The sequence below is a fragment of the Persephonella marina EX-H1 genome (assembly GCF_000021565.1).
Taxonomy (GTDB): Bacteria; Aquificota; Aquificia; order Aquificales; family Hydrogenothermaceae; genus Persephonella; species Persephonella marina.
In genome coordinates this window covers 1,606,401-1,628,231 of record NC_012440.1, presented here as the reverse complement: position 1 = coordinate 1,628,231, position 21,831 = coordinate 1,606,401, and the positions used below count along the sequence as shown (strand labels likewise).

At 37.6% G+C, this 21,831-nt stretch carries 19 protein-coding genes; 11 read left to right on the top strand and 8 right to left on the bottom strand.

Annotated elements, in window-relative coordinates; translation table 11 throughout:
* Positions 1 to 32: 32 nt before the first annotated feature.
* The 3 genes from PERMA_RS08320 to folP are packed head-to-tail and all read right to left on the bottom strand — an operon-like array spanning position 33 to position 2,309.
* A complete protein-coding gene (locus PERMA_RS08320; protein WP_012676087.1) occupies positions 33 to 416 on the bottom strand; it encodes a YbbR-like domain-containing protein in 384 nt (127 codons plus the stop codon).
* Positions 404 to 1,246, bottom strand: coding sequence for a diadenylate cyclase CdaA (gene cdaA / locus PERMA_RS08315; RefSeq protein WP_015898885.1), 843 nt, complete (start codon positions 1,244 to 1,246; stop codon positions 404 to 406). The genes PERMA_RS08320 and cdaA overlap by 13 nt, the downstream gene beginning before the upstream one ends.
* Positions 1,239 to 2,309 carry a dihydropteroate synthase gene (gene folP / locus PERMA_RS08310; RefSeq protein WP_012675889.1) on the bottom strand — a complete coding sequence of 357 codons (1,071 nt, stop codon included), beginning with the start codon at positions 2,307 to 2,309 and terminating at the stop codon, positions 1,239 to 1,241. Before folP ends, cdaA begins: the two co-directional genes overlap by 8 nt.
* Positions 2,310 to 2,441: 132 nt before the next feature.
* Between folP and dnaG the strand changes: the two genes are divergently transcribed.
* Together dnaG and rpoD are read left to right on the top strand one after the other, a co-directional pair.
* Positions 2,442 to 4,088 (top strand): DNA primase, encoded by a 1,647-nt coding sequence (gene dnaG, locus PERMA_RS08305; RefSeq protein ID WP_012676777.1) that lies wholly within the window; start codon positions 2,442 to 2,444, stop codon positions 4,086 to 4,088.
* Positions 4,085 to 5,818: an RNA polymerase sigma factor RpoD gene (rpoD, locus tag PERMA_RS08300; RefSeq protein WP_012676319.1), complete on the top strand. Its 1,734-nt coding sequence runs from the start codon at positions 4,085 to 4,087 to the stop codon at positions 5,816 to 5,818. Before dnaG ends, rpoD begins: the two co-directional genes overlap by 4 nt.
* Before the next feature lie 8 nt (positions 5,819 to 5,826).
* Here rpoD and PERMA_RS08295 read toward each other — a convergent pair whose 3' ends face one another.
* On the bottom strand, positions 5,827 to 6,165 hold the full coding sequence (locus tag PERMA_RS08295; RefSeq protein WP_012675231.1) for a hypothetical protein: 339 nt from the start codon (positions 6,163 to 6,165) through the stop codon (positions 5,827 to 5,829).
* Between the two features lie 102 nt (positions 6,166 to 6,267).
* On the opposite strand from PERMA_RS08295, the gene hemH reads away from it, so the two are divergent.
* Both hemH and PERMA_RS08285 read left to right on the top strand, forming a co-directional pair.
* Positions 6,268 to 7,203, top strand: coding sequence for a ferrochelatase (gene hemH, locus PERMA_RS08290; RefSeq protein WP_012676154.1), 936 nt, complete (start codon positions 6,268 to 6,270; stop codon positions 7,201 to 7,203).
* On the top strand, positions 7,196 to 7,921 hold the full coding sequence (locus PERMA_RS08285; protein ID WP_015898972.1) for a 2-thiouracil desulfurase family protein: 726 nt from the start codon (positions 7,196 to 7,198) through the stop codon (positions 7,919 to 7,921). The genes hemH and PERMA_RS08285 overlap by 8 nt, the downstream gene beginning before the upstream one ends.
* Here PERMA_RS08285 and metH read toward each other — a convergent pair.
* Positions 7,906 to 11,454 (bottom strand): methionine synthase, encoded by a 3,549-nt coding sequence (metH, locus tag PERMA_RS08280; protein ID WP_012675280.1) that lies wholly within the window; start codon positions 11,452 to 11,454, stop codon positions 7,906 to 7,908. The two genes, PERMA_RS08285 and metH, sit on opposite strands and share 16 nt — an antisense overlap.
* A 184-nt stretch (positions 11,455 to 11,638) precedes the next feature.
* Here metH and speD point away from each other — a divergent pair, with 184 nt between their 5' ends.
* Complete coding sequence (gene speD, locus PERMA_RS08275) at positions 11,639 to 12,040, top strand: adenosylmethionine decarboxylase (protein WP_012675993.1); 402 nt, start codon at positions 11,639 to 11,641, stop codon at positions 12,038 to 12,040.
* A gap of 45 nt (positions 12,041 to 12,085) precedes the next feature.
* Entirely contained in the window at positions 12,086 to 13,117 is a 1,032-nt protein-coding gene (locus PERMA_RS08270; protein WP_012676809.1) for an AI-2E family transporter, read from the top strand.
* Between the two features lie 4 nt (positions 13,118 to 13,121).
* On the opposite strand, the gene PERMA_RS08265 is transcribed toward PERMA_RS08270, so the two are convergent.
* The 3 genes from PERMA_RS08265 to thiD are packed head-to-tail and all read right to left on the bottom strand — an operon-like array spanning position 13,122 to position 15,939.
* Positions 13,122 to 14,432 carry a UDP-glucose dehydrogenase family protein gene (locus PERMA_RS08265; RefSeq protein ID WP_012675718.1) on the bottom strand — a complete coding sequence of 437 codons (1,311 nt, stop codon included), beginning with the start codon at positions 14,430 to 14,432 and terminating at the stop codon, positions 13,122 to 13,124.
* A 44-nt stretch (positions 14,433 to 14,476) separates the two neighbouring features.
* Positions 14,477 to 15,148 (bottom strand): ComF family protein, encoded by a 672-nt coding sequence (locus tag PERMA_RS08260; RefSeq protein ID WP_012675598.1) that lies wholly within the window; start codon positions 15,146 to 15,148, stop codon positions 14,477 to 14,479.
* Positions 15,145 to 15,939 (bottom strand): bifunctional hydroxymethylpyrimidine kinase/phosphomethylpyrimidine kinase, encoded by a 795-nt coding sequence (thiD, locus tag PERMA_RS08255; protein WP_041530924.1) that lies wholly within the window; start codon positions 15,937 to 15,939, stop codon positions 15,145 to 15,147. Before thiD ends, PERMA_RS08260 begins: the two co-directional genes overlap by 4 nt.
* 61 nt (positions 15,940 to 16,000) lie before the next feature.
* Here thiD and PERMA_RS08250 point away from each other — a divergent pair, with 61 nt between their 5' ends.
* The 5 genes from PERMA_RS08250 to PERMA_RS08230 are packed head-to-tail and all read left to right on the top strand — an operon-like array spanning position 16,001 to position 21,829.
* The gene (locus PERMA_RS08250) at positions 16,001 to 17,506 is read left to right on the top strand and encodes an ArnT family glycosyltransferase (RefSeq protein WP_012675669.1); all 1,506 of its coding nucleotides are present in this window, start codon (positions 16,001 to 16,003) and stop codon (positions 17,504 to 17,506) included.
* 3 nt (positions 17,507 to 17,509) lie between these two features.
* Positions 17,510 to 20,041 carry a BamA/TamA family outer membrane protein gene (locus PERMA_RS08245; RefSeq protein ID WP_012676477.1) on the top strand — a complete coding sequence of 844 codons (2,532 nt, stop codon included), beginning with the start codon at positions 17,510 to 17,512 and terminating at the stop codon, positions 20,039 to 20,041.
* 41 nt (positions 20,042 to 20,082) lie between these two features.
* Positions 20,083 to 20,433, top strand: coding sequence for a Sec-independent protein translocase protein TatB (gene tatB / locus PERMA_RS08240; RefSeq protein WP_012675409.1), 351 nt, complete (start codon positions 20,083 to 20,085; stop codon positions 20,431 to 20,433).
* Positions 20,408 to 21,172, top strand: coding sequence for a twin-arginine translocase subunit TatC (gene tatC, locus PERMA_RS08235; RefSeq protein WP_012675750.1), 765 nt, complete (start codon positions 20,408 to 20,410; stop codon positions 21,170 to 21,172). Before tatB ends, tatC begins: the two co-directional genes overlap by 26 nt.
* A 48-nt stretch (positions 21,173 to 21,220) precedes the next feature.
* On the top strand, positions 21,221 to 21,829 hold the full coding sequence (locus PERMA_RS08230) for a flavin reductase family protein (RefSeq protein ID WP_015898994.1): 609 nt from the start codon (positions 21,221 to 21,223) through the stop codon (positions 21,827 to 21,829).
* The last annotated feature ends 2 nt before the right edge of the window (positions 21,830 to 21,831 follow it).

The window sequence follows — 21,831 nt, the reverse complement described above, 5'->3', positions numbered from 1 at the left end:
ACGTCAGAACCTCCTTTTTTCTGAATATTTTATCATTTTCTCTTTTTAGCATACACAAGCACCCTGTCAGGGTATATGGAGATAATCTTGAAATTCTTTATAAGATCCTTTGATATCTCAACAGGGAGTAGATTTTCACCCTCTTTAAGCTTAAAGCCATCAACGTATGTCTGGATCTGGGATATATTTACATTGCTGAGAGCACTTTTTGGACCTTCTATAATGATGAGAACCTTCTCAGGCTGAACCTGTTCCACAACAAGGTCCTTAGGGTAAGGCTTTATCTCAACATCACTGTAAAACTCAACCCTTGCCTTCTGCGTACTTGTTATATTCAGCCACAGAAGGAATGCAACCAGAAGGGAGAGGATCTTAAGTGGAAGGTTATTCAAAAATATACCTTTTATTTTTTCCATTTTTTACCCTTTTTACCTTTTTTAAATCTTCCCAGTATAACCTCAACTGTGTCCCTCTTCTCTATTCCAAGAAGGTCTATAAGCTTATTTCTTAAAGTCAAAGAGTCAAGACCTTTATAAAGCTTTCCATCAACAGCAAGTGATATCTCTCCCCTTTCCTCTGAAACAACGAGAGCAACAGCGTCAGTCTCCTCAGTTATACCTATAGCCGCCCTATGCCTCGTTCCTATATTTTTTGGTATGTTCGGGTTTATTGTTAAAGGGAGAAAACATCTTGCCAGGGCTATCTTCTGATCCCTGATTATAACAGCACCATCATGTAATGGTGTCTGTGGTATGAATATTGATATTAAAAGCTCAAGACTTGTGTCAGCATTAAGCTTTACACAACCTTCTGTATAGTTATCAAGATCTATAGTCCTCTCAAAAACGATAAGAGCCCCTATCTTCCTTTCAGCCATAAATGTTGCAGCCCTTATAACCTCATCTATAACCTTTTTCCTTGAGAGGAAAAGGCCTCTGAAAATCCCTGTCTCACCTATCTTTGCCAGACCTCTCCTTATCTCAGGCTGGAAAACAACAATAAGGAGAAATATACCTATCGTCCAGAGATTATCAAATATCCATTCTACAGTTCTGAGCTGTAGTATCTTTGCAAGGAGCCAGAGTGAAAGTATGAAAAATATACCGATAAGTATCTGCCAGCCTCTTGTTCCTATCAGGAACTTAAGAAGGTAGTATATGATAACAGCAACGATCAGTATATCTATTACGTCATACCATTTTATTGAAGTTATCACATTAACAAGCCAGTCTAAACTTTCAAACAACCCTGTAACCTCTGATAGTGTCTATTAATGTTAAAAACTCAACTGTCTCTTTAACATCATGTGTTCTTACTATGTGTGCTCCATTTAAAACAGCTATTGCCGTTGCACCGAGACTTCCGCTTAACCTTTCCTCAGGAGAAGGTGTTTCATCCCTGCCAAGAAGATTCTTTATTATACTACCTATAAAAGACTTCCTCGATATACCTATAAGTACAGGGTGTCCCAGAACTTTGAACTCTTTCAGCCTTTTTATTATCTCAACATTATGCTCAACATACTTACCGAAACCTATACCTGGATCAATGATAAACCTGTCTTTCCTGATACCGTGCTTCATACCATACTCTATCTGATTCTCTAAAAAATCTATAACCTCAAGAACAACATCATTGTAGTAAACATTTTCCTGCATACTGTCAGGTCTTCCCTTTGTGTGATTTATAACAACAGGACAGTCATATCTGCTTATAACCTTAGCCATATCTGGATCAAAACTCATCCCGCTTATATCGTTCACTATATCAGCTCCTTCTTCAAGAGCTCTTTCAGCAACCTTTGATTTGTATGTATCTACTGATATAAGAAAGTTATCTCCAAGCTCCTTCCTTACAGCCTTTATAACTGGAATAACCCTCTCAAGCTCCTCTTCTACAGAAACAGGAACAGCTCCCGGTCTTGTTGATTCACCACCTATATCTATAATGTCAGCCCCTTCCTCAAGCATCTGTGCAACCCTTTCAACAGCCTTCTCAATATCTCCGTAGTATATACCACCATCTGAAAATGAGTCGGGGGTTAGATTCAGTATCCCCATCACGGCGGTTTTTGTTCCAAGATTAAGAAACTTACCTCTGTAATTTATCTTGAAATGCTCTTTATGTATATTTACCCATTTTTCTGTCAACTCTTTAGCAATTTCGCCTTTTCCTTCAGATTTTAGCTGTTTTATAACCTCCTTGAACTGGTCTTCATCCTCAACGTAAACAGGATCATAAAAGGGGTCTGGAAATATAAGTTTGTACTTTTTTTTCTCTTCAATGATTATGTGAGTGCGGTAGTTCAACTCTCTCTCCTTAATATACTTTTACAAATATTTTACCTTTATTAAAGCTTAAAAAATAGTTGCTTTTGTATGATTTTTTATTAAATTTTTAATATATCTCTTTTTATACAAAGAACAAAAAATGAGGATTTAATGGCAATAAGTCCAGATACAATAGAGGAAGTCAGAAGAACAGCAAATGTTTATGATGTTATATCTGAGTATATAAACCTTGAAAAGGCAGGATCAAACTATAAAGCTCTATGTCCTTTCCATTCTGAAAAAACGCCTTCATTTATAGTTTCCCCCCAGAAAAATATATTCAAATGCTTCGGTTGTGGGAAAAGCGGAACAGCCCTCTCATTTCTTATGGATTATGAAGGAATATCATTCTCAGAAGCTGTTATAAAGCTGGCCCAGAAATACAATATACCTGTAAAATACACAGGAACAGAAAAAAATTATGAGCATCTCAAAGGACTTTTTTCCGTTACAGAAAAAATAGCAAAATTTTACAAAGATCAGCTTAAAAACTCAAAAGATGTTAGAGAGTATCTGAAAAAAAGGGAGGTTCTGTCAAGTACTGCAGATCATTTTGATCTCGGTTACTCCCCTGAAAATCCACAGTTGATAATTGATTTCTGTAAAAGTGAAGGGATAGATCTGGAGAAGCTAAAAGAGGTTGGTGTAGTAACTGAAAGAGACGATGAATCCATAGTTGACAGATTCAGAGGGAGACTGATATTCCCAATCAGGGATCATAGAGGAAGGGTTGTTGCTTTCGGAGGAAGAGCATTAAGGGAAAGCCACCAGCCAAAATATATAAACTCCCCTGAAACTGAGATTTACTCTAAAGGAAAGGTTCTGTACGGCTTTTTTGAATCTAAAGATTATCTGAGGGAAAAGAAATGGGTTGTTATTGTTGAAGGTTATCTTGATCTTATCTCCCTTTACCAGACTGGAGTAAAAAATGTTGTTGCAACACTTGGAACGGCTTTCACAGAGTACCACGGTGACCTTTTAAAAAAGTTTGTAAACAAAGCTGTTTTGATGTTTGACAGTGATAAAGCCGGAAAAAAGGCCGTTATAAGAGCCTCAAAGATACTTCTATCTAAAAATATAGATGTTTACTATGCCCTTATAGAAGACGGAAAAGATCCTGATGATCTTGCAAAACAGGGATATAAAGCTGTTGAAAACACACTTAAAAAAGCTGAGAACTTTCTTGATTTCCTGCTTAATAGAATAAAGGATGAAAAAGAATTGAAAAAAAAGGGAGAGATCATAGATTTATATCTTGATATGGTTTCCGTGATCCCTGAAAAAACAAAACAGGGTCTTTTAATAAAAAAACTATCAGAGGAGACAGGACTTCAGGAAAGCTACCTGGAGCTTAAAAAAAGCAGTACAGCCACTGAAACAGAAGAAGTTAAGTTTACAGATTATCTCTCAAAAACTGAAAAACTGATACTGAAGACATTGATCACAAAAAAAGATGAGCTGTTGAGCAGGTTTGATAGATTTGATAAAATAGAAGGTTCTGGAAACTTTGAGATTTTAGTTAGAGCGATACTGAATAATGAGGAGTTAGAAGAGGAGGTTCTGGAGGAGATATTACAGTCTGAAGAGATTGTTGATGTTGATGCTGCTGTGTACGCACTGGAAAGAAAATACAGAGCCTGGCTTAAAAAGGAAAATGAGCTTTATCTGAGTATTAACAGTGATCCAGATGAAGAGTTTTTAATCAAACTTCAGGAAGAAGTTAAAAAAACTATTTTAGGAGGCAGTGTAAAAAAATGATGCATGAAAGGGACGATGTTAGAAAGGTCATCATGCTCGCAAAGGAAAAAGGATACGTCACCTACAAAGAGCTTTCAGAGATAATAGACGAGGATCTCCTCCTATCAGATGAACTTGAACAGTTAATAGAGTACCTGAATGAACTGAATATTGATGTTATTGAAGAAGCAAAACCAGAGGAGTTTTCAGGGGAGAGTGACTACTTAGGTATCAACTTTTCTGACGATGCCTGGGCTAAAACAGATGATCCTGTTAAGCTTTACCTTAAGGAGATGGGTAAGATCCCTCTTCTCACAAGGGATGAAGAGATAAAACTCGCTAAAGATATAGAAAGGGGAAGAAAAAAGGTTTTCAGAGGTCTTTTAAGGACATCTTTCTTAGCTGAAAGGCTCTTAGATGAGTGGGCAAAAGTTGCAGATGGGAGAATGAAGGTCAAGGATATTATCAATATAGACAGTAACGAGTACGATACTGAGGATGAGAGTTACGATGAAGCTGAGGTGATGGATGCCATAACAAAGGATTTCATACAGAAAGGTCTCACTCTCGCCCATATGTACAGGGAGCTGAGAGATCTTGAGCAGGCTATTATTGAAAATCCTGATGATGTAGAGCTAAAAAAGGAGTTTATCGAGAAACACGCAAAGGTAAACAGATTTATAAAAAGTCTGAACATAAAATTCACAAAGCTTGACAAGATAGCTGATGAGCTGAAAGAGCTTTACATGAAACTTAAAAGAAAGGAAAAAGATCTCAACAAGAGAATAAAAAGACTTCAGAAGATAGACCCTGATGTTGAAAAACTCCTTAAAGGAGATTACGACGATCCTGAGATACTGAAAAAGATAGAGGAAAATGGTTTCTCATTCGGAAGATTTGAGATACTGAGAACGGAAACATTAAAACTACAGGAAGAGATAGAAGAGCTTAAAGAGATGATAGGAACAGTTCCAACTGAGTTTGATCACGTTATAAATATCATTCAGGAAGGTAGAAAAGAGGTAAATGAGACAAAACAGAAGATAGTCCAGTCAAACCTCAGACTTGTTGTCTCAATAGCTAAAAAATACACAAACAGAGGACTCCAGTTCCTTGATCTTATACAGGAAGGAAATATAGGACTTATGAAAGCTGTTGATAAGTTTGATTACAAAAAAGGCTATAAATTTTCAACATACGCAACATGGTGGATAAGACAGGCTATAACAAGGGCTATAGCCGATCAGGCGAGAACTATAAGAATACCTGTCCATATGATAGAAACTATCAACAAGCTTGTCAGGGTTGCAAGATCAATGGTTCAGGAGCTTGGAAGGGAACCTACACCTGAGGAGATAGCTAAAAAGGTTGGTATGCCTCCTGAGAAGGTAAGAAAGATACTCAGAACATCACAGGAGCCTATATCACTTGAGACTCCTATAGGTGACGACGATGAATCACATCTTGGTGATTTCATAGAGGACAAAACTGTTATGTCCCCTGAACAGCACGTTTTAAGACAGGCATTAAGACAGCAGCTAGAGGAAGTTTTATCAACACTTTCAGAAAGGGAAGAACAGGTTTTAAGATACAGATTCGGTCTTGAGGATGATACAGAGTACACACTTGAACAGGTTGGTAAAAAGTTCGGCGTAACAAGGGAAAGAATAAGACAGATAGAGGCAAAGGCATTAAGAAAACTGAGACATCCACACAGAGCTAAATATTTAAGACCTTTCTGTGAGGATTAAGCCTCCCTTCACGAGGCTTTTTCCTCTTTTAAAACTTTTTTCAGTATCCTGAGATAGTCTCTCTCAACATTAAGGAAAACAAGCATAAGAATAAAAAGTAAAAGCAGTGTCATCATAAATAGATTAAAGAAAACTGGAGCAAGCTTAACAAGCATAATCAGCCTGAAATCATTAAAGTTCACCAGAACCTCATCAAAATAGTCAGGATATACCATAAAGGGAAGCCTGAATATAATAAAAGCATAAAGCAGGATCCATACAAATATAACCATAACTATAAATCTTGAGCCTATCTTTCCTAATTTTGATCTCTGGTTAATAAACTTCTTCTCATTCTCTGTTAACATAATCCACCACTCTTGTGATTTTTAAGATAATTATAAAACTATACTTATTGATTAAGCTATTTTTTGAATTATAATATTCAACAAAATTCTGGCAGGTGAGAAATGGGAAAAACCGGCGTTATTCTTATGAATATGGGAGGTCCTGACAGCCTTGAAGCTGTTCAGCCTTTCTTATACAACCTTTTTTCAGACCACGATATAATCCAGATACCAAGGCTTATACAGAAGCCTGTTGCCTATCTGATATCAAAAGTAAGAGCAAAGAAGACAATGGATTACTACAGAGTTATGGGAGGGAAATCTCCACAGAAGGAGCAGACACTTGATCAGGCCGATAAACTCCAGAGAGCTCTTGGAGATAGATTTAAGGTTGTTGTTGCATTAAGATACTGGCATCCATTTACAGAGGAAGCATTAGATAAGCTTTTTGAGGAAGAGATAGATAAGATCTTACTCCTCCCTTTATACCCCCAGTACAGTAGAACAACAACAGGATCTTCATTTAATGAGTTTTACAGAAGATTTAAAAAAAGAGGTAAAGACATACCTGTTGTTGAGATCAGATCATACCACGACCATCCTCTATTTATAAAAGCCTGGGTTGAGAGTATAAAGGAGCATATCCCGGATTATAAAGATCACTACTTTCTATTTTCAGCCCACAGCCTTCCAGAAAAGATAATAAAACAGGGAGATCCATATAAGGATCAGGTTGAGGAAACTGTCAAGCTCATCATGGAATACTTCCCAGATCAGCCTCACTCAATCTCATACCAGAGTAAGGTAGGCCCTGTAAAATGGCTTGAGCCTATGACGGAGGATATGATTGTGAAACTTGCTGAAGAAGGGATTAAAAAACTTGCCGTCATCCCTGTTGCCTTTGTCTCTGAACACTCAGAAACGCTTTACGAGCTTGATATAGAGTACGGGAAGTTAGCTGAAGAGAAAGGGATTGAGAGCTACAGGAGGGTTCCTACTTTAAGATCACACCCATTATTTATTGAGGCCCTTAAGGATATTGTAGAGAAACATGCATAGTATAAAACCCCGTATAGTTTTAAGTAGATGCTTCTGTGAGGCTGTCAGGTATGACGGGGAAAGGATTTACAATCCTTTCGTTGAAAAACTAAAGAAATACACCCAGATCATAACTGTATGTCCTGAGGTTGATACAGGCCTTCCAGTTCCAAGGGAGAGGATATTTCTCGTAAAAAATAGAGATTACAGACTCTACTACAGAGGAAAGGATATAACAGAATCATTAAAGAGATTTTCAGAAAGTTTCTTAAGTAATATCAAAGATATAGACGGATTTCTTCTGAAATCAAAATCTCCAAGCTGTGGGATAACAGGTGCAAAAACTTACAGAAATCCTGACGGTACAGGATTTATAGGAAGAAGACAGGGACTGTTCGCAAAAAATGTGAAAGAGAGATTTCCCTATCTTCCTGCTGAGGATGAGCTGAGACTTGAGAATATATACATAAGGTTCTCATTTCTATCAAGGATTTTTCTTTATGCATACTACAGAGAGATTAAAAACAAAAATGATTTTTTATTACAGTACAGAGAGATACTGGAACTTTTTAATAAAAAAGGCCTCAGAGATTTTGAGAGAAAACCTGACATACACAGCCTGAGAAGAATCTTAATGAGAAACCTTCCAGAAAGTAAGATAAAAAAGGTATGTCCGGACTTCAAAAACTGTCCGGAGCTCTTTATTTTTCCTCAGGAACTTATCTATACAGAAAAATAGGTTGCCTCTGGATGATAAACAACGATAGCATCTGTTGACTGTTCCGGAACTATAAGATAGTTCTCTGTAAGTGTTATACCAAGCTCCTCAGGTTTTAAAAGCTGGAATATCTTTTCATTTAAAGAGAGATCAGGACAGGCTGGATAACCTGGAGAGTATCTCGCCCCCTGATATCTCCTCATCTGGTAGTTAACATCATCAAGTGTTTTCCCCTCATTCTCAGCTATATTCAGCTCGATTCTTATCTTTTTATGAACTATCTCTGCAAGAGCTTCTGCAAGCTCAACACCAAGTCCGTGTACGAGATGATACTCCTTGTATTTACCTGATCTAAAAAGTTCATTCTCATACTCAGAAAGCCTGTTTCCTGCGGACACAACTGTAAAAGCAACAAGATCATGCCTGTTGCTGTGGAAGTAATCGGCTACACATCTGTATGGAGGCTTTTTTGATCTTGGAAAGTTCATAACGATCTGTGCGGTTCCTATAACATCTTTTAGAGGATCTCTGTTTGCATCATTATCCTTAAACCACCCTTCAGTTTCGGGGAATATTAGAAGGGAACACTCTCTGTTCTCTCCTTCTTCAAGAGGCAGATCTGATCTACACGGCCAGTATCCGTATATTATTTTAGGCTGGAATATATCCTCATTTATTAAAAGCTCTTTTAATCTTTCAAAAGCAGGTATTACCTCTTCCTTTTTTATTCTCTCGTACTCCTCTTTACTCTTTCCTCCCCTTGTGTAACCCCAGGCTCTTTTAAATAGACTACCCTTATTTATCCATCTAAATGCAAGCTCCTGTATATACCTGTAAAAATTCTTATCCTCCATATCAGGATAAACCCACACCTTTCTTCCCCAGAAAGGAGGGACAGGAACAGGGACAGATCTGTCAGGCATTTTTATCTGTGATAAAGGTGGGATTTCCACTTCCTCTTTAATCTCAGGTTTTACCTCTTCCTCCCCTTTATGCCCAAGGTCTGTATCAAGTGGAGAAATCCCATCCCATCTTTCTATCCTTGACATAGCCTCTATACCATCAAAGGCATCCCTGCAGTAAAATACAGGGCCGTCATAAACAGGTCTGCAGTACTGATCAACAAAACTCTTATTAAGTGCAGCTCCACCAAGTAAGACAGGAACGTTAATTCCTCTCTTTCTCATCTCCTCAAGGTTGTTCTTCATCTCAAGCGTTGATTTAACAAGAAGTCCGCTCATACCTATAGCATCAGCATTGTGTTCTTTGTAGGCTTTTATAAAATCTTCAAGCTCAGCCTTTATCCCTATATTTACAACCTTAAACCCATTATTTGTAAGAATGATATCAACAAGGTTTTTACCAACATCGTGAACATCCCCTTTCACAGTTCCGAGTATAAGTGTTGTCTCCTTTTCCTTCTTTTTCTTTGGAAGGTACTGGTTCAGATAATCAACAGCAGCTTTCATAGCCTCAGCAGACTGGAGAACAAAAGGAAGCTGCATTTTACCTTCACCGAAAAGATCACCAACAACCTTCATCGCATCAATAAGTACCTCGTTTATTATCTTTTCAGGAGGTATACTGTGTCTCGCCTCCTCAACCGTTTTTATTAACTTTTCCTTCTCACCATCAATAAGAAGTTTCTTTATCCTTTCCTCAACAGGAAGATCGGAAAAATCGTCCTGATCTTCCCCAGTATCCTTCCTTTCAGTTTTTGAGAAATGCTGTATGAACCTGAACAGAGGATCTTCCCCATCCTCCCATATATTAAACAGAAGGTTCTCACATATCTTCCTGTCTTCCTCAGAAATTCTGTAGTAAGGTATAAGATGTTTCGGATTTATGATAGCCATTGTCAGTCCAGCTTCTACACAGTGGTGGAGGAAAACAGAGTTAAGATACTTCCTTGCTGTCTTATCAAGACCGAATGAAACATTTGATATTCCAAGAACAAAACCGACTTCCGGATGTTTTTCCTTTATCTCTTTTATAGCCTCTATCGTATGAACAGCAGCATCTCTGTACTCCTCATCACCTGAGCCTACAGTAAATGTGAGAACATCAAACACAAGATCTCCCGGATTTATACCATGTTTTTCTGTTGCTATCCTGTACATCCTCTCAGCTATCTCAACCTTTCTCTCCTTTGTCTTTGCCATCCCTTTCTCATCTATCGTCAGAAGAACAAGGGCAGCACCGTACCTTTTTGCAAGCTGACATATCCTGTTAAACCTCTCCTCCCCATCCTCAAGGTTTGCCGAGTTCAATATAGGTCTTCCACCTATACATTTAAGTGCTGTTTCCAGTGCGGAAGGCTGTGTTGAGTCAGGCATAAGTGGTATTGGGATCTTCTCATTGAAACGGCTTATAACAGCCTTCATATCCTTTATCTCATCTCTGCCTGCAAAATTGACAGACACATCAAGGGCATGTGCTCCAGCCTTAACCTGATCCTGCGCAACTGATAGTATCCCGTCGTAATCCTCACTTAAAAGAAGTTCCCTGAACTTTTTAGACCCTGTTGCGTTTGTTCTTTCACCAACTAAAAATGGAGGAGGCTCCTGTTTTAAAGGCTGTATACCGTATAATGAGGCTAAAGCTCTGGGCTGGTTTCCTTTGGGTGGCTTTGGTTTTTTATCTTTAACCTTTTCTGCAAGGGCTTTTATATGGGCAGGTGTTGTTCCACAGCAGCCTCCAACTACAGCAACACCATCAAAATCAAGGAATCTGCTCTCCTTATCAGCAAACTCCTCTGCACCCATAGGATAGTATGTATGTCCTCCCCTGTTCTCTGGAAGTCCCGCATTTGAGTGTATAGATATATATCCATCCCATACCTGAGAAAGCTTTTTAAGGTGGCTCTCTATCTGGTCAGGTCCTGTCCCACAGTTAAACCCGAGTGTGAGAATATCAAAAGGCTCCATAATAACCGCAAGTGTCTGAACATCTGTTCCTATAAGCATCGTTCCTGTCAGCTCTATAGTGGCAGAGACCATAACAGGTATATCCTTTCCGTATTCCTCCGCTGTATCCTGAACAGCATGTAAGGCAGCTTTTATCTGGAGGGGATCCTGAAAGGTCTCAAGTAAGAAGATATCAACTCCACCGTCAATAAGCCCTTTAGCTGATATCCTGTAACCTTCGTACATCTCATCATAATCTATATGACCAAGTGAGGGAAGTTTCGTCCCGGGACCGAGTGATCCTGCAACAAATCTTGGTTTTTCCGGTGTTGAGTACTTATCACATACCTGTCTTACAAGTTCGGCTCCCGCTTTTGAAAGTTCGTAAGCTCTATCAGATATCCCGTACTCTTCCAGAACCCACGGAAGAGCACCAAATGTATTCGTTTTTATAAGATCAGCTCCGGCCAATGCATACTTTTCATGGATCGATCTGATTACATCTGGAGCTGTAACATTGAGAATCTCATTACATCCAGTCTTACCTTCCCATGCTTCCATCGGGATTATCATAGACTGGATCATCGTCCCCATAGCGCCATCTATAACAAGAACCTTCTTTCCTATCAGATCCCTTATACTTTTCATTAATATCTCCTTGCAAAATTTTTTATATTCGCTACTTTTAATATTGATATTTTAAAAAAAATTAACTTATAATATATATTCCATTTTTGTCAAAATTAACCCATCAAAGGAGGTTTTTTATCATGGGCAGTAGTAGCCCGACGCAACATTTCACCATCGAAAAAATAAGATTGGAGGATAGAAAATGGAAAAAACCCTCGGACTGCATATCCTAGCGGACCTTTACGGCGTTGAATTTGACAAAATTGACCATGTTGAGGACGTAAGAGAGCTCCTTGAAGGAGCTGTAAAGTACGCAGGTCTAAGTAAATTATCTTCACACTTTCATCAATTTTATCCCCACGGAGCTACAGGCGTAATCCTTCTTGAAGAATCACACATCTCAATCCACACATGGCCGGAACATGGCTACGCTGCAATTGATGTTTATACCTGTGGTGGTAAGGAAAAAACATTTAAAGCCATGGAGTACATACTTAAGGTTCTCAAGCCTAAGAGAATTGACGAAAAGGTTGCTGAGAGGGGCACAGTACCTGTTCATAAAGAAGCTACCCATATTGAAAAGATAGAGCTTGAAACTGTTTAAAAGCGGTTCTTCCGCTTTTATTTATTTTTATACTATTTTTATAGTATGAACAGATCGCCTATCTCTACAACTTTAATATCTATAGCCTCGGTTGTTGTTATTATTGCAGGCCTTAAAGCTGCACAGGAATTTGTTGTTCAGTTTTTACTTGCTCTATTCTTCGCCATAATGTTTCTGCCTGTCTTTAAACATCTGAACGCACTAAAGATACCAAAATGGATATCCCTGCTTATAATTCTTTTTATAAATCTTCTTGTTGTTTATCTTTTAGCCTTAACTATAGTCACATCTGTTGATGAGCTGAGAAAAAATCTTGGCGATTACCAGCAGAAATTAAATCTGTACATGGATGAGGGACAGAAATTCCTCCAGAAGTTTGGTTTTCACCTTCCAGAGAATATAAACCTTGATCTTCTAAACCCGAATATGATCCTCCAGTTTATGTCAAACTCACTTCTCAGCTTTGGGAATATACTTGCGAATGCTGTGTTTATCATCATACTCGCTGTGTTCATTCTCCTTGAAAGTGATATGTTCTCACAGAAGATAAAGATGATATCAAAGGGAAGAAAGGCATCCTTACTTGTGGATCAGTTTTTTGAAAGTGTCATAAAGTATATGAAGATAAAAACTGTTGTATCAATATTTACAGGCTTCTTCGCATGGATATTTCTTTTTATATTCGGTATTGATTTTGCACTTTTATGGGGCGTTCTCACATTTCTGCTTAACTTTATACCTACAATTGGATCAATAATAGCTGCCATACCTCCTGTTATAATCGCCCTTATAGACGGTGGAATTCCTTTATCACTTATTGTTGCTGTCTGGTATCTGACCATAAACATGATTATAGGGAATATTATTGAGCCGAGATTTATGGGGAAAGGTGTAGGTCTCTCCCCACTTGTTGTTTTACTCTCACTTGTTTTCTGGGGTTGGGTTCTTGGAACTGTTGGTATGTTCCTTTCAATTCCACTTACAGTTATAGCAAAGATGGCATTTGAGCTAAGAGAAGAAACAAGATGGATAGCTATACTTATGGACAGTGAGGTGAGAAGAGAGGAAGGGGCATAAACCCCTACCTTCCTATTGAGTAGTACTCAAACCCTTTCTCTTTCATCATTTTTGGATCGTAAACATTTCTTCCATCAATAACTATAGGAAGTCTCATAAGCTGTTTCACCCTATCAAGATCAGCATTTTTAAACTGATCCCACTCTGTTATTATAAGAAGTGCATCAGCATCCTTTAAAGCATCATACATATCTTCAACATAAGATATATTCTCTTTTTCAGGGAATAAATATCTGAAATTCTCCATAGCTTTAGGATCATAAAGCCTCAGATTTGCACCGAGTCTGTCAAGCTCTCTAACTATATCTATTGAAGGAGCTTCTCTTATATCATCTGTATTAGGCTTAAATGCAAGTCCCCATACAGCTATATTCTTATCCTTACTTATCCAGAGAACATCCTCTATCCTGTCTAAAAACTTTCTCCTTCTTGATCTATTTATCTTTTCTGTCTCTTTTAACAGTCCAAAATCAAGTCCGTGATCCTCAGCTATCTTTATAAACGCCTGGACATCCTTAGGGAAACAGCTCCCACCGTAACCTATTCCAGCATTGAGAAAGTCCCTTCCTATCCTTTTGTCATATCCCATCCCATCAGCAACCTCATTTATATCAGCCCCAACTTTCTCACATAGATCGGCAATCATATTTATGTAAGATATCTTCATTGCAAGGAATGAGTTTGATGCATGTTTTATAAGCTCAGCAGCTGCAGGTGTTGTTATCAGAAGAGGGAATCCTTTCTCTGTAAACGGTCTGTAAAGCTCCTCCATAATTTTTCTAGCTCTCTCAGATTCTACACCAACAACTATTCTGTCAGGATTCATAAAATCGTATATAGCTGACCCTTCCCTGAGAAACTCAGGGTTTGATGCCACATCAAAATCTATTGATTTATCCTTTATATACCTTTTGACTGTCTTCTTTACCCACTGGTGTGTATTAACAGGAACTGTTGATTTCTCTATTATAAGTTTATAGTCCGTCATATTCTGGGCTATCTGTCTTGATGCCTCCTCTACCTGCGAAAGATCAGCCTTTCCATCCTCACCCTGAGGCGTACCAACACAGAGAAATATAACATCGGAAAATCTGACACCTTCCTCTATTCTATCTGTAAACTGTATCCTCCCTTCTTTTATATTTCTCTGTAGCATCTCAGAAAGTCCGGGCTCATAGATAGGTGATATTCCTCTACACAGCTTTTCAAGTTTAGATGAGACCTTCTCAACACATAAAACCTCATTTCCAAGGTCAGCAAAACATGCAGCTGTTACAAGGCCAACATAACCTGCACCTATAACTGTGATTTTCAATGTAAGATCCTCCTGCCTTTCAGATTTCCAATATTTTATCACAGCTACCTTGCTATAACGTAACCGTATATCTCCCTGGGTTTTCCTTTTCTTATCTCCCTGTAGATCTGCCTCAATGTACTCCCTGTTGTCAGTATGTCATCAAATACAAGAACTCTTTTATCTCTTACAGTATCCAGATCTTCAATTCTGAATGCATCTTTAAGATTTTCCTCCCTTTCCAACGCAGAAAGCTCTGCCTGAAAAGATGTGTTTCTAATCTTCTTAACTATCTCAGATATATACAGTTCAGGGAATATCTCCTTAAGAATAAGATAAAGATGGTTGTATCCCCTTTCTTTAAGAACCTTTTTATGAACCGGAACATAAGTCACAAGATCTATACCTTCAGTCTCACAGTAATACCTGATATCATCCTTTATAATTTCTGCCAGAACCTTTGAAAGAGCCTTTATACTTCTGAACTTATAAGCTGATATCATCTTCAGTATACTTTTATCCGCCCTTTTAAAAACCCTTATATCCTTAAAAATTCTCTTTGTTAAACATCCCTGACAGTTTCTGTTTTTCTTTCCGCAGCTGTGACGGTATTCCAGATCCTCCTGATTTATAGAGTGGATACAGTACTCACACACAACATTCTGATCACTGTAGTAAAAAACCTCACCGCATACAATACATCTTGCAGGGAATAAGGTGTTAAGAAAAAATCTCATATCACAGTCCAGAAATGGTTTAAACTTCCTGTTCCTTTTCCTATACTTAACGAGTTCTCAATAGCTCCCTGGATGTAAGATCTTGCAACTCTAACAGCCTTCAGATGATCATACCCTTTAGCAAGACATGCTGTTATAGCAGCAGAGAAAGTACAGCCTGTTCCGTGTGTGTTCTTTGTTCTAACATAAGGATACTCAAGAGTGTAAAGATCTCCGTTGTAAAAAATATCAACAATCCTGTCACCCTGAGGCAGATGACCTCCTTTCACCACAACAGCTGAAGATCCCATCCTGTAAAGCTCTTTTGCTGCTCTGATCATATCATCCACCGATCTTATCTCGATTCCTGTCAGAACCTCAGCCTCATCTATATTTGGTGTTATGATATCCGCCAATGGAACGATCCTTTTAATGAAGGTTTCTATAGCTGATTTATCAAGAAGATACTTACCGTTTTTTGATCTTATAACTGTGTCTGCCACAAAATTTTTCATTCTGAGATCCTTAACAGCCTGATAAACAGCAAGAACATTTTCCTCTGTCTGAAGCATACCTGTCTTAAAAGCATCAACACCTATATCTTCCACAACAGCCTTTATCTGTTCAAAAAGAATATCTGAGGGAACAGGGTGTGATCCTTTCACACCAAGTGTATTCTGGACTGTAACTGATGTAACAGCAGACATTCCATAAACACCAAAAGCTGAGAAAACCTTCAGATCAGCCTGGATACCGGCTCCGCCACTGTTGTCAGAACCTGCTATGCTTAGAGCTTTATAAATCAAGATCATTACCTCTCAATGCTGATGCTATAATTTTATGACCTTAAAATAACTTATATCAAGGGTGCTTATGTTTAAATATCTTATAGCTTTCCATCTTTTTATAGCATTTTTAAGGATATCTTATATCCTTTCAGGTTATATTGATCTTTCAACAGAAGAAGCACAGTACTGGCTGTGGTCAAAGCATCTTGACTGGTCTTACTACTCAAAACCTCCCTTAATAGCATACATGAACGCATTTTCTACAGCTGTTTTAGGGGATACAGAGATAGGTGTAAGGATAAACGCCGTTATACTTGGATTTTTAACAGCTGTTCTGACATATATAACGACTTTTACAGTGTTCAAGGATCATTTTAAAGATAAAAAAGATCTTGAGATATTCGCCTTCCTCAGCTCTATCTTCATATACGGTATAGTGGGATATAATATAGCATCTATAATATTCCTTACAGATACACCTCTTGTTTTCTTCTGGATACTTACAGTTCTGCTTTTCTACAGGGCTTTAAATGAGAAAAAGCCTTTATTATGGATAGGAACAGGTGTGTCAGCTGGTCTTGGTTTTCTTTCCAAGTTCTCAATGGTTTTCTTCCTCCCACCAGCCCTGATATACGTCTTCCTGAAAAAAAGGGAGATACTCAGGGAGAGATGGTTTTATATATCAATCCTTATAGCATCCCTTTTTACTATTCCTGTTATTGTGTGGAACTTCCAGCATGATTTTGTAACATTCAAGCATGTTGGAACACTTGAAGGGGCAAATATCAAAGAGATCTCAATAAAAAAATCATTCCAGTATATGGGAGATTATATACTTGGACAGATAGCGATAAACTCTATCTTTCTCTTTCCTCTGTTCCTGTACGCGATTATAAAGGGATTTAGAGAGAGGAATAAAAATGAGGTTATCTACCTCTGGCTCTTTCCTGTTACAGTTTTCCTCTTCTTCCTCTATGTAGCATTCAAAAAAAGGGTTGAGGCTAACTGGCCTGCCTTTGGTTATGCAACCCTATACATACTTACCTTTTATTACATCTTTCTAAAAAAGTTTTACAAAACAGCTCTAACACTGTTTACTTTATCTTTAATATCAATAGGTATAATGTTCTATACACCTGTACTTGACAGGATAGGTCTTGGAAATCTGCTTCCACCGGAAAAGGATCCAACAAAAAGGCTTGTAGGCTGGAAAGAGCTTGGAGAAAGGGTGTCTGAGATAGTATCAGACCTTCCTGAAGGAAGATACTTCATATTCAGTGAGAGCTACCATATAGCATCTGAGCTTGCCTTTTATGTTAAGGGCAATCCCCAGACCTACTGTATAAACCTTGGGAGAAGAATGAACCAGTTTGATCTGTGGGAAGGTGTTAACAGATTTGCAGATAAGAACTACTACGGTGTTTATGTGACAGAATGGGCCTTAAAGAAAGAGGTTAAAAACTCCTTTAAAAAACTTATAAAACATGAGAGATTTGAGGTCAGATTCAGAGGAAAAGTTGTTAGAAGGTATAATATTTTTGTTTTTGAAGGTTTTAAGAGAATAAAAGAGATAAGGACTGAAAGGTACTGAAGTATGCCTGCTATTATACTGATACTATTTTTTTTATATATGTCAGCCCATTCATTTGAGATAATAACAAACTATCCTCTACCAAGGAACAACATAAAAGAGGTATATGAGTTAACAGAGGATAAAAAACTTATCATCGATCTTCTGAAAAGAACAGGCGATTTTGAAGAGATCCATTTCACAGATGAGACCCTGTACCTGACGAGAAAACCCTATCTTAAAAAAGTAATAATAACAGGGAAGTTCTCATTCTGGAAAAAAGAGATCAAAGCTGTGGCAGGTCTTGTTGAGGGTTTTCCTATAGATATACAGTCAATACACAACATACCTGTAAGATTGAAGCAGTTTTATATGGACAGGGGATACCCGTATGCAAAGATAGATATCCACTTTCATATAGATGAAGAAGGGAACGGGATACTCTATCTAAATATTGATGAGGGAAAGTTTTACAAGATAAAGAAGGTAAATATCTTTTACAGGGAAAGCGTATCTGAAAGCCTTAAGGAGAAAATTTCAGATTTACTTGATCTTGAAGGGGAGGACTTCAGCCTTAATAAGATTCAGGAGAAAATAGACAGCATTGAGGATTTTCTGACAGGGATGGACTACTATGATGCTCTTGTTAATATTCTGAGTATTACTCCAGATAACGGAGATATCACATTAAATATTCTCGTTGACACAGGTTACAGATACAGAATCATATTTGAAGGGAACAGATACATTCCAGAATACAAACTGAAAAAAGCGTTAACATTTTATGAGGAAGGAGTCAATTTCTACCAGATAGGAGTATCTGTTGAAAATCTGGAAAAACTTTACAGAAACGCAGGTTTTTTAGATGTTGAGATCATCCCGCAGTTTAAGGAAGATGTTTTAAGAAAGGAGAGTATCATAAAATTTGTGATAAATGAAGGTGAGAGATACCTGATTGAAGATATAGACCTGGAAACGGATATAGATGATCTTGAAAAAAAACTTGGAAAATATATAGGCCTTCCGTATAGAAAAGATGAGATAAGAAATTTCCTGGCAGGTTATATAGAAAAATACTACCAGATGGGATACCTGAACTACAGCCTCAGTATAGACGAGATACTTAACAAGGAAGAAAAAACCGTCTACCTTCAGATATCAGCCTTTAAAGGAAAACAGTTCATACTTACAGATTTTAAAGTAGAAGGTTACAGCTGGAAAGGTAGAAAACCTGAGATTCCATCACCTTACAATCCGGAAAAAGTTATAAGTATAATGGACGAAATAAGAGAGTACCTGAAAGACAGAGGGTATATAGATGCCCAGACCGAACTGGATGCACAGTTTAAAGAGACAGAAAAAAAGATAGATGTATCTGTAAAAATTTCTGTAAAGAAAGGAGAACCGTACATAAATAAAACAGCATTCCTTTACGGAACGAAACATCTGAATCTGAAAGCTGTCAAAAGAAATCTCTCACAGAAAAAGGTTTTTACCGTTGAAGAGTTTGATAACGAGCTTGATTTTCTCTACAGGACTTATCTTTTCAGCTCAATAACCCCCTACTACAATGTGAACAGAAAAGAGAAGTATGTCACTAAAGCGTTCATACTGAGGGAAGAAAAAAGAGGTTTATTTCAGGGTATCTTAGGTTACAACACAGACCAGAAACTGAAGGTTGCAACATCCATTATACTTAAAAACCTTTTCAATTACGGTTTTGAGACATCAGCTTACATTGAGAAATCAGATATAAGAACAAACTACAGTGTATCATTTGGAAGTAGAATACTCCCAAAAAGAACTTCAGGATTTATAACATTTTTAAAAAGCTACCAGTACCACAAACTTTACGATCTTAACATTGAAGGTATTCAGATCCAGGTAAGTAGAAGAAACAACAGATGGGTAAAAAACAGTTTCTATATTGAGAGAGTGTACAACAGGCTTACAGACCAGAATAACTACGCCAAAAAAAATTTCAGCACAGGTAAGATAGGATACAGGCTATTAGACGATCATAGAAAGCCAAAACAGAATCCGTCCTCAGGATACATATTCAGCCTGGGTATAACAAAAGAACTTTTAGATGTTGAGTACCTTCGGTTTTTAACATCTTTCAGATACTACAGACCATTTTATTTTCTCGTTTTTACGCAGAAGTTCAGTTTTGGATACACGTTAAGAAATCTGGATAAACTACCTCTATCTGAAAGGTTCTTTTTAGGTGGTCTCGGTAATTTCAGAGGATTTGGTTATGAAGAGGTTGGAGGTGAGTTAAAGAAAGGTGGTAAAAGTATGTTTCTAATAAATAACGATATAAGATTCCCTGTCTTTCAACCTTTCAATCTGTACGGTTTTATATTCTTTGATGCCGGGAATGTTTACGAGGATGATAAAAAACTCAGGAAGCTTTATCTAAGGAAAACTACCGGAGCAGGTATTTATATCCCAACACCTGTAGGGTCTTTTATATTCGATATAGCATATAAACTTGATAAAAAAGCTGGAGAGTACCCATACAGGATAGAGTTTAGTATAGGGATACAATTTTGATATATAATGTGTTTATCTCTAAATTTTAAGAGGTTTGATAAATGTTTGGAATTGGATTTACAGAGCTTGTAGTTATCTTTGTAGTTGCCTTACTTGTCCTGGGACCTAAAAGACTACCTGAGGTCGCAAAAACTTTAGGTAAGTTTTACAGGGAGATAAAATCAACTGTAGATGAGGTGAAATCCGCTGTTGTTGAGGATACAACAAAGGCACTCCCAAAAGAGGAGGATATAATACCTAAGGATCTTACGGAAGAAAAGAAGGATGAGTGGGAAAAAGAGTTTGAGAAGGAGATAAAAAAGGAAGAGTACAGACCAAAAAGGGAAAAGATATCATTTAAGAATAAAAGCAAAGAGGAAAAGCTAAATGACGCAGGAAACAAAGAGTCCTGAAGAGTACGAAGCACCGATTACGGAACATTTAGCAGAGTTAAGGGTAAGGCTTTTCCGAAGCTTGATAGCAGTATTCATCGGAATGATAATTGTCTTTACTCAGGTTGAGATATTCTTTGATATATTCAAGGAACCTTTAAATAAAGCCTTTCCAGACTTAAAGCTTGTAGCATTAACACCAACAGAATCATTCTTTACAGCTTTAAAGATATCACTACTTGTTGGTTTTGTTATATCGTCCCCCTTTGTTTTTTACCAGATATGGAAATTTATAGAACCTGCCCTTTATGAAAATGAGAAGAAGCTTGTAGTTCCTTTTGTATTCTTTACAACGATCTTCTTTGTTTCAGGGGTTCTTTTTGCCTTTTACGGCGTTCTTCCTCTTGCCATAAAGTTTCTTCTCACATTTGGTTATACACAGCTTGATGTTGAAGCAATGATATCTGTAAGCTCATATATCTCATTTGTAACAAGGCTTATATTCGCCTTTGGGATAACCTTTGAGCTCCCAGTTATTCTTTCACTCCTTGCAAGGTTAGGCCTTGTTACTCCTGAAACCCTTTCAAAGTTCAGACCTTACTTTGCTGTAGCAGCTTTCGTTCTTGCTGCTGTATTAACCCCACCTGATGTTATAAGTCAGGTTTTTCTGGCCTCACCACTTATTGTTTTTTATGAGCTTTCAATATTTATGGCAAAGATACTCTACCCTCGCAGTGAGAGGGCAAAGGAACAGACATAGTGTTGATTTTATTAAAAAATAAAGTTAGATTTAAGATTAGAGGACGGGATGGAGATAAAAACAGAGAATTTAGAGCCAAAAAATATATATAAGCTTATGACTTCTGTGATCGTTCCCAGGCCTATTGCCTGGATTTCAACTGTAAGTCCGGAGGGTATTAACAACCTTGCACCCTTCAGCTATTATGCAGGTATCTCAAGTGATCCACCTCTCGTTGTTGTTTCCATAGGAAGTAAAGAGCCAGGTGTAAAAAAAGATACATGGAGAAATATAGAGGAAACCGGAGAGTTTGTTATAAATCTTGTTACAAGAGATCTTCTTGAGGAGATGAATATATCATCAATACCGTTTGAGAGTGAGATTGACGAGTTTGAAAAAACAGGTTTAACACCAGCTCCTTCAACATATGTAAAAGCTCCAAGGGTGAAAGAGTCTCCTGTAAATATTGAGTGCAGAAAGTATGAAATAATACAGATAGGAAAGATGGGGATAATACTTGGTCAGGTTTTGAATTTTCACATAAGAGATGATATCCTAAATGAAAAAGGGTATGTTGATACCACAGAACTTGAGATAATAGGAAGGTTAGGAGGGGCAAATTACTGCCTCATAACTAAAGAAAATACCTTTGAACTAAAAAGACCAGATAAGAGGTGAGG